The following is an 11,620-nucleotide window of genomic DNA, read 5'->3' on the forward strand; positions in this document are numbered from 1 at the left end:
CCTGGACGGGCGGCGCCGGGCTAGTGGGCTCGGACGGTGGCGCGTCCGGTGCGGGCAGGTCCATGGCGTCGAGGACGGCGGCCACGAGGTCGTCGACCGGGGTGTCGGCGAAGGCGGGGTCGTGGGCCAGTTCAATGAGGATCTCGTAGGCGGCCGCTTCGTCGAGCTCCCACCAGTCGGACTTCTCGCGCTCGATGAAGGGCATGACGGCGGCGTGCACCCGTTCGACGTGGCCGCGCGCCTTGGGCGTCAGGGGCTGCAGGAGCTCGTCCGGCCATTCCGGCCTGGCCTTCGGCGCGGCCTTGGGGGCAGCGGCCTCGCGCTCGCGGGCGAGCTTGGCCTTCAGGGCCAGCGTCTGGCGCAGCGAGCGGGCCATGCGCTGGTAGGTGCGGCCGAGCTCGGCGATCTCGGAGGCCTCCTCGGCGGCCATCAGCTTGGCATGCGCCTTCTCCGCGGCGGCGAGATCGAGCTCGGCCAACCGCGCCAGCATCGCCTCGTCGCGCGAGAGCATGGGGGCCGCATCGGTCATGCGGGGAGTGGAACACGGGGGTACGTCAGAAGCGGACGTAGGGGAGCCGGGTGTAGTCGAAGAAATGGCCGACGGAGGGCGGGCTCGCGCGAAGAGCGGTCGGGGCGACGTTGGATGCAGGGCGGCGTCGAAACTTGCTACGCTCAGTCGAAAGAGGGGGAATTTCATGCGCCAATGCTGCGACCTGTTCGCCGCCATGCTGCTTGGCCTGAGCTGCCTCGTCGCTGCTCCGGCGTGGGCGCAAGCCGGCAAGGTTGACGCGTTCGTTCAGGCCCAGATGGCCGACCGCAAGATCCCGGGCATTGCGATCGCGGTCGTTCGCGACGGCAAGATCGTTCATGCGAAAGGCTACGGCCTGGCCAACGTCGAGCTCAACGTCCCTGCGGCGCCCGAAACCATCTTCCAGTCAGGCTCGGTCGGAAAGCAATTTACGGCCGCGCTGGCGATGATGCTGGTCGAGGAGGAGAAGATCGCCCTGGACGACCGCGTCTCCAAGTACATCCCGGAGGCGCCGCCGACCTGGAAGGCCATGACCGTCCGGCATCTCCTGACGCAGACCTCCGGCATCTCCGGCGCGGAGTACGACAAGGCTATCGACTTGCGCCGCGACTACACCGAGGACCAGCTGATCGCGGAGATCGTGAAGCTCCCGCTCGACTTCGAGCCCGGGGAGAAGTGGCGCTACAGCAATCCCGGATACGTAACCCTCGGCATCCTGATCGGCAGGGCGAGCGGCAAATTCTACGGCGATCTCCTCTCCGAGAAGATTTTCGCGCCCCTCGGGATGACCACCGCCCGCGTCATCAGCGAGGCCGATATCGTCCAGAACCGCGCCGATGGCTACCGGCTCGTGGACGGCAAGCTCGAGAACCAGCAATGGGTGGCCCCCCGGCTCAACACGACGGCCGACGGATCGCTCTACCTCACCGTCCTCGATATGGCGAAGTGGGACGCCGCGCTCTACACCGAGCGTATCCTCAAGCGCGCCTCCCTCGACCAGATGTGGTCGCCGGCCAGGCTCAGGAACGGCGCGCTTGTCTCGGACTACGGCTTCGCCTGGTTCCTGGGCCAGCGCAAAGGCGCCCGCTTCGTCCGCCACGGCGGAGCCTGGCAGGGCTTCACCAGCGACATCGTCCGCTATCCCGAGCGGAAGCTGACGGTCATCGTTCTGGCCAACCTCGCCCGCGCCGAGCCCGGCGCGCTCGGCAACCAGATCGTCGGCGTCTACGAACCCGACCTCGCCCCCCCGCCGCGCGTCAGACGCACCGCCGTTCCGATCGACCCAAGGCTCTTTGACGCCTACGCCGGCCGCTACGAACTCGAGCCCGACTTCTTCGTCGTTATCACCCGCGACGGCGACCGCCTCTTCGCGCAGGCGACCGGCCAATCGCGCTTCGAACTCCTCCCGCAGTCGGGGACGGCGTTTTTCGCCAACGTCGCGGATATCGTTGTCACCTTCGCGAAGGATCGCAGCGGAGCCGTAACCCACTTCACCCTGCGCCAGGACGGGCAGGACCGTGTGGCCAAGAGGGTCAGGTAGGCCGTAGCCTCGGCAATGGGCTCGGGCGCGAGCCGTTGTCGGAGCCGTCGGTACCTGCGAAGAAACTGGAGGGGCCGGGGGATTGTCGGGTCACTTACCGGCCCCTCCAGGCGTTCGACGGGCCACGGGGGCTCGGCTCGCGCCCGCCCTGCATGTCATGAATCGCAACTTCGTTCGGCGAAGCGGCCACCCGTTCTGAGGATTTCGTTGTCGTCCGCGACCGAAGGTCGCCGAAAAATGAAAGGACGCCCGGGCCGTTCGGCCCAGGCGTCCGGTTCCAAGGGTCGGGCGGGGCCGGGGTTGGCGGCGGCCAGGCCCCCCAGGCCCTCAGGACAGTGGCGCCCTTAGAGCGAGCCGTCCTCGTCGTCGGCGTCCTCGGCGGGACCGACGAGGAGCTGTTCCTCGACGGTCTCCTTGGCGCCGCGCACCTGCTTCTCGATCTGGTCGGCGATGTCGGGGTTCTGCTTCAGGAACTCGCGCACGTTGTCGCGGCCCTGGCCGATGCGCTGGCTGTTCCAGGAAAACCACGAGCCGGACTTCTCGATGACACCGGCCTTCACGCCCAGGTCGATGATCTCGCCCAGCTTGGAGATGCCCTCGCCGTACATGATGTCGAACTCGACCTCGCGGAACGGCGGGGCCACCTTGTTCTTCACCACCTTCACGCGGACGTTGTTGCCGATGATCTCGTCGCGCTGCTTCACCGAGCCGGTGCGGCGGATGTCGAGGCGCACCGAGGCGTAGAACTTCAGCGCGTTGCCGCCGGTGGTGGTCTCGGGGCTGCCGTACATCACCCCGATCTTCATGCGGATCTGGTTGATGAAGATCACCAGGGTCTTGGCCTTGGAGATCGAGGCGGTCAGCTTGCGCAGCGCCTGGCTCATCAGGCGGGCCTGCAGGCCGGGCAGGCTGTCGCCCATCTCGCCCTCGATCTCGGCCCGCGGCGTCAGGGCGGCGACCGAGTCGATCACGATGATGTCCACCGCATTCGAGCGCACCAGGGTGTCGGTGATCTCAAGCGCCTGTTCGCCGGTGTCGGGCTGGGCGATCAAGAGCTCGTCCAGGTTCACGCCCAGCTTGTGCGCGTAGCCGGGGTCGAGCGCATGCTCGGCGTCGACGAAGGCCGCGGTCCCGCCCGCCTTCTGCACCTCGGCGACGACGTGCAACGCGAGCGTGGTCTTGCCCGAGCTTTCCGGGCCGTAGACCTCGACGATCCGTCCCTTGGGCAGGCCGCCGATGCCCAGCGCCAGGTCGAGCCCGAGCGAGCCGGTGGAGTAGGACTCCCTCTCGACCTTGCCCTTTTCGCCAAGGCGCATGACCGAGCCCTTGCCGAACGCCCGGTCGATCTGTGTCAGCGCCGCCTCGAGGGCGCGCTGCTTTTCCGAATCTTCTTTGCCCACGAGCCTCAACGCCGACTGCGACATGCCTTAGCGCCCTCTTCTATCCCACGATTCCGCCAACCGGATGGGCCAACCGCAGCCCCGCTTGGGATGAGTTAAGGGGTATCTCGTTTGTTCTATGTTCGCAAGACGTTCCCGGAACGATATACGTCCGATTCTGACGTAGGCTGATATCGATCGCATACCGCCTGGGCGACGTCGGGAGCCGTGGTTTTTCAGCGCGCCGGCTCGGAGCTCCCGATCCGGCGCGCCGACCGCCCTATTCGAACCGGTAGGTGAACGTGACCCCGTAGGTGCGCGGCATGCCGGCGTAGCGGAGGAGGACGTCGTTCACGTGGACGGCGTTGACCCAGTAGTACTTGTTCGTGGCGTTGCGGACCCAGGCCTGTACGCGCCAGGCGTCGGCGTCGACGCCCGCGCGGAGGTCGAGCAGGGCCCGCTCGGGCAGGTTCAGCACGCTGGGCGGCTGAATGGACGTCGGCGACCGGTTGTAGAAGAACGAGCGCGTGAAGCTCTGGTAGGTCACGTTGGCGCCGGCGAAGGCGTTCATGCCTTCGGCGATGGGCCAGGCGTACTCGACGTCGGCGTCGGCGTGCCACTTGGGCGCGGCGGGGAACGGTTCGCCCCCGAAATCGGCCAGCTGGGCGAAGGCGTCGAAGTTGAAATAGGTCCCCTCGATCTTGCTATCGGAGTGACTGAGGCCCCCGCGGATGTTGAGGCCTTCGACGGGCTGCCAGGCGAGCTGCAGCTCGAAGCCCTTCACGTTGGAGTTGGGCACGTTCACCAGCGCCGGCAGGGCGCCGAAGATCGGGTCGTTCAGGGCGCCCAGGATCTGCTTGTCCTTGTAGTCGTAGTAGAAGGCCGCGCCGTTGAGCTGCAGCGTCCCGTCGGCGAGGCCGGCCTTGAAGCCCACCTCGTAGGCGATGAGCTTCTCCTGCGTCGCCGGCGCCAGCTGGCTGAACGCCGAGGTGGCGACGGTCGGGAAGCTGCCCGACTTATAGCCCTGGCTGACGTTGGCGTAGAGCAGGGTCGCCTCGTTGGGGCGGAAGTTCACCCCGGCGCGCCACGAGATGTTGTCCTCATCGAGCTCGTCGGTGAAGGCGGCGGGGTTGAAGGTCGGCGGCGGGCCGGTGGTGGCGCAGCCCGTCGGGCCCACGTCGACGCCGGCCGGCGGCAGGCCGTTCACGAAGGCCAGGAAGTTCTGGATCTGCTGGCTGATCAGCGACCAGGTGCCGTCGCCGCCGTCGGTGCCGCAGCCGTAGAAGTCCTTGCGGCTGTCGGTGTAGCGGATGCCCGCCTGGACGCTGAGCTGGTCGGTGATCGGGAACTCGGCGTTGCCGAACACGGCGGCGGTCTTGGTGGTCTGGTCGTTCACCGGCCGGGTGGGACCCAGCCGTAGGCCGAACACCGGCACGGCCGAGGAGCCGCCGTAGGTCTGCAGGAAATTGTCCCAGGTGTCGTCGTGCTGGTAGTTGCCGCCGACGATCCAGTTGCCACGGCCGCCGAAGGTCCCGCTCAGGCGCGCCTCCACGAAGGTCGAGGCGATGTGGCCGCGCTGCAGCGACTCGTAGTCCTGATAGATGATCCCGTCGCCCTCGATCGGCTGGTAGCGGTCGAACCGCGCATGGCCCACCAGGGTGGTCAGGGTGATGTCCTCGGTGAGGTCGTAGTCGATCCGCAGGTTGCCGGAATAGAAGGTGTTGTCCTTCTGGAAGCCGGTGCAGACCGTCGAGTTCAGTGGCCGCGGCGGGTTGTAGCCGAACGGCGGCTGGGTCTGGTCGAACGGCGGATCGAGCGGCGAGGTGTTCACGCACTCGCCCCAGTCGGCCGCGCGCGCGTTGTGGGGCGCGAACGGGTAGGCCAGGATCCGCGGGTCGACGCCGTTCACCGGGTTCAGCGGCGCGAAGCCGAACAGCTGACCCATCTGGGTCTCGCCGCGGTCCTGCCAGGCGCTGAGCGTCAGGAGGGCGCGGAACCGGTCGGTGGGCCGCCAGAGCAGCGAGGCGCGGCCGTTGAGGAAGTCCTGCTCGCCGACGCTGTCGTTGCGGGTGTAGCTGCGCTGCCAGTCGCCGCTGCGGATCAGGCGCAGCGCCAGGCGACCCGAGAGCGCGGGCGTGATCGGGCCCGAGACGAAGCCCTGTAGGTCCACGGTGTTGAACCGGCCGTAGCTGGCGTCCAGCCCGGCCCGGAAGGTCTCGGTGGGCTTGCCGGCGACGTAGTTGATGGCGCCGCCCGTGGCGTTCATGCCGAACAGCGTGCCTTGCGGTCCTTTGAGCACCTCGACCCGCTCGAGGTCGAGCGAGGCGCCCTGGGTCATGATCGAGTACGGCAGCGGCGCCTCATCGACATAGACGCTGACGGTCGGGCTGGCCGCCAGCGAGGTGTCGAGGAAGCCCACGCCGCGGATCGAGTAGACCGGGGTGCCGTAGTACGAGGGCGTGTAGTTGAAACCCGGCACGATCTTCACGAGCTGGCTCGTGTCGGTGATCCCCAGTTCGTTGAGGGTCTCGCCCGAAGCGGCCGACACCGACATGGGCACGTCGTTGATGCTCTCCTCCCGCTTCTGGGCGGTGACGATGAGCTCCTGGACGGTGGTGGAGGCCTGAGCGTCGCGTCCACGCGCGGCGGCGCTGTCGGCTGCCTGAGCCGCTGGAGCTTGGGCGACCTGGGCATTGGCGGGGTTCGCGGCAAGCATCAGGGCCGCGGCCGAGACGCCATAAAGCGCCATCGATTGCCGGATCATAAGGGTTCCCTCCCCCCGATGCGCTTGAGTGCGCCCTTCTCTGGGGTGGGCGGAAGCTAGCGTATAATTATAACGCGTTCAATGTATCGCTGGTATGTCGATATGTGACATAGGCGTGACTGCGGCTAGTCGCGCGCAAGCGGCGGTTGCGCGGCTGACCGTTCGTTCGGACGGCGATGTCAGGCGGTGTGGGCGGCTTCGCGGATGCGGGCCTGGCTGTCGCGGATGCGCGCCTCGAGCGGGCCGCGCCAGTCGGGCACGGCGGCCCCGCGAAGGATGAGGGCGTAACCGTAGCGCATCGCCGGCTCGAGCTGGGCGTCGCTGAGCTCGCCGGTCACCCAGTCGAGCATGGTGGCGCCAAAGGTGCGGTCGAGGGCGCGGAACAAGAGCTCGACGTCGATATCGGCGTCCAGGACGCCGGCGTCGGCCACGTCCTTGACGAGCCCCATCCAGAACGCCGCGCGCTTGGAGTTGAAGACCTGCGAGCGGAACTCGTCCGAGGGGTCGAACAGCGCCGCCCATATGGTGCGGTTGAACGCCGGGTCGGCGACGTACATCTCCACGCAGATGTCGAGCGCGCCGAACAGCCGCTCCAGGGGCTCGCTGGTGCGCAGCGCCGAGAAGCGGTCGAAGAATTCGCGGATGTCGTCCAGCACCGAGAGCAGGATCGCGCGCTTCGAGCCGAACAGGTTGTAGGGCGTCGCCAGGCTGACGCCGGCGCGGGCGGCCAGCGCCCGCATCGACAGGCCCGCGTTCCCCGTCTCGCGGATCAGGTCGCGCGCGGCGTGGATGATGCGTCGGCGACGCTCCGCCTTGCCGGCTTCCCGGCGGCTTTGCGGAGCCTCCAGCTCAGCTTCAAGATCCTGGCTGAGCCCGGACCGCTCGCTCAAACGGCGTCCCCCTACACGAGGGGCCGCTATACCATCGTCACGCTCTGGGGGCATAGGTGCGCGCACTGTCGCACACTCAATCCGGCGCCGATCGCGCCAGCATTTCCTCGCGCAACTGCGGCTTCAGCGTCTTTCCGCTGGCGTTGCGGGGGAATTCCTCGGCGCGCACGTCGATTCGCACCGGCACCTTGTACGGCGAGAGCAGCCGCGCGGCGTGGGCCTTGAGCTCGGCCTCGCTGACGTCCATGCCGGGCTTCAGCTGGACGACCGCCCCCACCTCCTCGCCCCAGACCCGATGCGGCAGGCCGATGACGGCGGCGTCGATCACCGCGGGGTGGGCCACCAGCACGTCCTCGATCTCGACGCAGTAGATGTTCTCGCCGCCCCGGATCAGCATGTCTTTCACGCGGTCGAGGACGTAGACGAACCCCTCCGCGTCGCGGCGGCCCACGTCGCCCGTGTGATACCAGCCGTCGGTGAAGGCGGCGGCGGTGGCCTCGGGCTTGCCCCAGTAGCCCATCACCACGTTCGGGCCGCGGATCCAGATCTCGCCGACGTCGCCGGTGGCGACCTCCCGGCCGTCGGGGTCCACGATCTTCACGTCGCAGCACGGCACGGGCACGCCCACGCTGTCGGGGCGGTTCAGATAGTCCTCGGCGCTGTTGCTGGTGGAGACCGACGAGGTCTCGGTTGCGCCATAGCCCTGGCCTGGCGGGATGTGCGGGAAGAGCTCGGCGAACCGCAAGGTGAGCTCGGGCGCGACGGCCGCGCCGCCGTAGCCGTAGGACTCCAGGCTGGAGAGATCGCGGCGGTGGAAATCGGGGCTCTCCAGCGCCTGCCAGACCATGGCCGGCACGCCGGTCGTACTGTTCACCCGCTCGGTCTCGATCAGTTCCAGGAACCGCTCGGGGTTCCACTTGTGCATCAGCACCAGTCGGCCGCCGCTGGCGACGGTCGGGACGAGCATCGAGTTGGTCCCGGTCACGTGGAAGAGCGGCACCGGTAACAGGCTGGTCCGCTGCGACGCATCGGGATCGGGCGCCGGCAGCGGGTCGCCGCGACGGATCAGGGCGCGGGCGCCGCTGAAGCCCAGGCTGACCAGGTTGGTGAGCACGTTGCGGTGGGTGCCGAGCGCGCCCTTCGGCTTCCCGGTCGTGCCCGAGGTGTAAAGAATGGTCGCGTCGTCGTCCGGGTCGAGGCCGGGGTCGGGCGGCGGGTCGTCGGGGAGCTTCGCGTAGTCGGCGGGCGAGCCGACCAGCTCCTCCAGCATCACCGCGCCGGCGACGGGGCCCTGCGGCGCGCGCACGGCGATCAGGCCGGCCAGCGACACCTCGCCGATGTGGGGCGCCAGACGCTCCAGCCGTTCGCCGTCGACAATGGCGACCTTCGCCCCGGAGTCCTGGATGCCGTACACGAGGTCCGGACCCAGGCCCCAGGCGTTCAGCGGCGCGACCACCGCGCCGATGGACTGGCCCGCCCAGAACGCCAGCGACCATTCGGGCAGGTTGCGCATGGCGAGCACGATGCGGTCGCCCTTGTTCACGCCGTAGCGCTCGGCGAGGATGCGCCCGAGGCGGCCGGCAGCCTTAAAGTGGGCCTCATAGGTCTGGCGCTCGCCCTCGTAGACGATGAACTCGCGGGCGCCCCATGAGCGGCCCAGGTCGAAGATCTCGCGCAGGGAGTTGCGGGCGTTCTTGTAGACGCGCACGCGACGGCCGCGGACGAGCTTCTCCTCCATCTCGAACGGCATGCCGGGCGTGGTGAGAATCTCGTAGGTCTCCGCGATGCTGACGGCCGGCCACTCGCCCATCTCTTGCGTCCTCCGCTTGATGCTGCTCACATTGCTATAACATGTTCTGAAAATGACGGAGGGCGCCATGGACTTCGAAATCGTCGCCGAAGGCCTGGCCTTCCCGGAAGGCCCGATCGCCATGGCGGACGGGTCGGTGGTGCTGGTGGAGATCAGGCGCCAGACGCTCAGCCGCGTGAAGCCGGACGGGACGATCGAAGTGATCGCAGAGCTGGGCGGCGGGCCGAACGGCGCAGCCGTGGGGCCCGACGGCGCGGTCTACGTCTGCAACAACGGCGGGTTCGAGTGGATCGAGGCCGAGGGCATGATCACCCCGCACGGCACGGCCGCCGACTACGTCTCAGGCTCCATCCAGCGTGTGGATCTGAGGACCGGCGCGGCGACGACGCTCTATGACGCCTGCGACGGCCGCCCGCTGCGCGGCCCCAACGACATCGTCTTCGACTCCGCTGGCGGCTTCTGGTTCAGCGACCTCGGCAAGTCCGACGGCGACCGCATGCACATGGGCCACCTGCTCTACGCCCGGCCCGACGGCTCGATGATCCGCCGCGTGCGCGAGGGGATGGTCACGCCGAATGGCGTCGGCCTGTCCCCCGATCAGAAGACCGTCTGGGTCGCCGAGACCCACACCAGCCGTGTCTGGGGCTTCCCGATCGTGCGACCGGGCGAGATCGACCAGCCGGCCAATCTCTGGACCCCCGGCGCCGTGCTGGGCCCCCTGCCCGGTTACCAGCTGCTGGACAGCCTCGCGCTGGAGGCCTCGGGCAAGGTCTGCTGCGCCACGCTCGTCAACGGCGGCATCACCGCCTTCGACCCGGCGGGCGGCGTCGAGCACACGGCCTTCCCCGACCCGCTGATCACCAACATCTGCTTCGGCGGGCCCGACATGCAGACCGCCTGGATCACCGCCTCGGCGACGGGGAAGCTCCTGAAATGCCGCTGGCCGCGGCCGGGGCTGAAGCTGGCCTTCAACGCCTAGCGGAACTTCAGCGGCCGTACGGTCACGCGGAACGAGAAGCCGCGGTCCTGCAGGTCGCGCTCGCCGGCGTGCTCGACCGCCTTGAGGTCTTCGGCATAGGTCACCCGCGCGCTCAGCATCTCGGCCGGAGTCCAGGCCAGCGAGGCGCCGACGCTGTAGATGCGGTGGGTCGGCTGCGGCGGCTTGTGGTTTTCCATGTAGGCGCTGTCGACGAAGGCCGAGGCGGTGAAGGCGCCCCAATCGAAGGTCCGCGCCGCGCCCTGGCGGCCGCCGAGGCGGAAGGGCCGCGCGAGCTCGACCGAGCCCACGATCCCCTTGTCGGCGAGGAGCAGGTTCTCGCGATAGCCGCGAACGGTGGTCTCGCCGCCGGCCGAGAAGCGCTCGCCGGAATAGAGGACGCTGTCGGCCCACTGACCGTAGGCGCGGGCGCGCAGCTCCAGGCCGTCGCCGGTGAGGCGCCGGGCGTAGTTCACCTGGGCGAGGACCGCATGGAAGTCCATCTCGGGCACGGGCAGGCCCGGCACGTCCGACTTCGTGCCGTCCAGGCCGCGGGTGCCGGTGACCGAGACGGCGAAGACCTGGTCGACGTTGCGCACCACGTAGTCGCCGACGAAGCGGACGGCGCGGTACTCGGTGCGGCCATCGACGGCGCCGGGGGCGAAGGAGAAGCGCTCGCCCAGCAGGTAGGCGGTGGACCGGCGCCAGGCGAACAGCATGCCAGCGCTGAGCGTCCGCGCCGGGGTCCAGCGGCCGGGCTCGGCCGAGGGGAGCAGCGGGACGTCGACCAGCTTGCGGGTGAAGCCGGCCTCGAAGGCGCGGTCCCTGGCGCGGATGTCGAGCGGCGCGAGCTGTTCGTCGATGACGGCGGCGTCGTTGTAGCTGCCGCGGACCGAGACGGTGGTCCGGGGCGAGACGAACGGGAAAGCGTAGGCCACGGTGGCGTCCTCGACGCCATCGGTGAGGCCGCCCTCCAGGCTGAGGCGATCGCCGGGACCCACCAGGTTGCGCACCTGTCCGCCCACGGCCAGGCGTTCGCCGCCGACCGAGGGCGAGCGGTTGTTGGCGACGGTGACGTAGAGGTCGAAACGGTCCTGCGGCAGGACAGCGAGGCCCAGGCTGGCCTCGCCGGCGCGCGCGCCGGGACGCAGGTCGGCGTTGATCGTGCGGATCCCCGGGTCCTCGGCCAGCAGGCGAAAGTCGCGCTCCAGCTCGACGGCGCTCAGCGGCCGCCGGCGAGCCGACGGCATGCGGTCGATGACATAGGCCGCGTCGAGGCCCTTCGCCTTGCCGCCGACCCACTCGACGACGACCGGCGGCACGTCGGCGGCGGGGGACGCGAGGCCGCCGTAGACGATCTCGAGCGCCAGGACGCCGGGCGCGGGCGAGGCGCGGACCACGACGCCGGAGTTGATGAAGCCGGCGCTCAGGAAGGCGCGGTTGACCAGCTGGACGACCGCGAGCGCGCGGCCGACGCCGGCCCCGCGCACGCCATGACGGGTGAACTGGGCGCGGACCCAGGCTTCGTCGAGCGGCTGGCCGGCCTGGTGCTCGAGCATCAGCGCCGCGCCCTGCTCGCTGGGCGGGCGCCAGCCCTCGGGCGGGACGGCGGGACGGTGCGGGCCGGAGACGGTGATGCGGACGTCGGTGACGGGCGCGCCGGCGGGCGCCGCTGCGGACGGGCGAGCGGCGGGCGGCGGCGGGACCAGGGCCGGCGCCGGCTGAGCGTAGG

8 protein-coding genes are annotated in these 11,620 nt (G+C 69.3%); 2 read left to right on the plus strand and 6 right to left on the minus strand.

Going from position 1 to position 11,620, the window contains the following annotated elements:
- Window positions 1-511: hypothetical protein (locus VGD44_RS01735; protein WP_331083234.1), on the minus strand; the 511-nt coding region annotated here is incomplete at its 3' end.
- A gap of 184 nt (window positions 512-695) precedes the next feature.
- Between VGD44_RS01735 and VGD44_RS01740 the strand changes: the two genes are divergently transcribed.
- Complete coding sequence (locus tag VGD44_RS01740) at window positions 696-2,069, plus strand: serine hydrolase (RefSeq protein WP_331083236.1); 1,374 nt, start codon at window positions 696-698, stop codon at window positions 2,067-2,069.
- Between the two features lie 344 nt (window positions 2,070-2,413).
- On the opposite strand, the gene recA is transcribed toward VGD44_RS01740, so the two are convergent.
- The 4 genes from recA to VGD44_RS01760 all read right to left on the minus strand — a co-directional run bounded on the left by recA (window position 2,414) and on the right by VGD44_RS01760 (window position 8,912).
- Window positions 2,414-3,493, minus strand: a complete 1,080-nt coding sequence (gene recA / locus VGD44_RS01745; RefSeq protein WP_331083238.1) for a recombinase RecA — start codon at window positions 3,491-3,493, stop codon at window positions 2,414-2,416.
- Window positions 3,494-3,728: 235 nt separating this feature from the next.
- Entirely contained in the window at window positions 3,729-6,212 is a 2,484-nt protein-coding gene (locus tag VGD44_RS01750) for a TonB-dependent receptor (RefSeq protein WP_331083240.1), read from the minus strand.
- A 179-nt stretch (window positions 6,213-6,391) separates the two neighbouring features.
- A complete protein-coding gene (locus VGD44_RS01755) occupies window positions 6,392-7,102 on the minus strand; it encodes a TetR/AcrR family transcriptional regulator (protein WP_331083242.1) in 711 nt (236 codons plus the stop codon).
- 76 nt (window positions 7,103-7,178) lie between these two features.
- Window positions 7,179-8,912: a class I adenylate-forming enzyme family protein gene (locus VGD44_RS01760; RefSeq protein ID WP_331083244.1), complete on the minus strand. Its 1,734-nt coding sequence runs from the start codon at window positions 8,910-8,912 to the stop codon at window positions 7,179-7,181.
- Window positions 8,913-8,979: 67 nt separating this feature from the next.
- On the opposite strand from VGD44_RS01760, the gene VGD44_RS01765 reads away from it, so the two are divergent.
- Window positions 8,980-9,891, plus strand: a complete 912-nt coding sequence (locus tag VGD44_RS01765; protein WP_331083246.1) for an SMP-30/gluconolactonase/LRE family protein — start codon at window positions 8,980-8,982, stop codon at window positions 9,889-9,891.
- Here the strand turns inward: VGD44_RS01765 and VGD44_RS01770 are convergent.
- Window positions 9,888-11,620: ShlB/FhaC/HecB family hemolysin secretion/activation protein (locus tag VGD44_RS01770; protein WP_331083248.1), on the minus strand; the 1,733-nt coding region annotated here is incomplete at its 5' end. The genes VGD44_RS01765 and VGD44_RS01770 overlap by 4 nt on opposite strands.

It is taken from the genome of Phenylobacterium sp. (assembly GCF_036402295.1).
GTDB lineage: Bacteria > Pseudomonadota > Alphaproteobacteria > Caulobacterales > Caulobacteraceae > Phenylobacterium.